The 256-nt window shown below is 59.4% G+C and carries 1 protein-coding gene; it reads right to left on the bottom strand.

Features of this window, described 5'->3' with window-relative positions; genetic code table 11:
• Positions 1-256, bottom strand: a 256-nt coding sequence (locus SCA31_RS24420; protein ID WP_410699563.1) for a gluconokinase, incomplete at both ends; no start/stop codon positions are given.

Here is a 256-nt window from a genome sequence, read left to right as displayed (position 1 = left end):
GGTCGCGGGCTTTCCGGCCTCAGTGTGTTCCTTGATCCAGCGGGAAATGATCTCAAGCCAAGGCCAACGGTCCTCATCGCTGAGTGCCTGCCCGGATTGCATCTTTGCCACGTTGGCTTCTGGGTGAAGGTCGTCTCCTTCTGCAAGGTCCCACCCCAGCTTGCCGACCAGTACACCGGCCACGGTCGACTTGCCCGAACCGGAAACTCCCATGATCACCAGAACGGGTTGTTGCGCAGTCTTCGCCATCAAACAC

This window comes from Chryseobacterium sp. SIMBA_028 (assembly GCF_046535285.1).
GTDB lineage: Bacteria > Bacteroidota > Bacteroidia > Flavobacteriales > Weeksellaceae > Chryseobacterium.
This window is presented reverse-complemented; position numbering and strand designations above follow the sequence as displayed.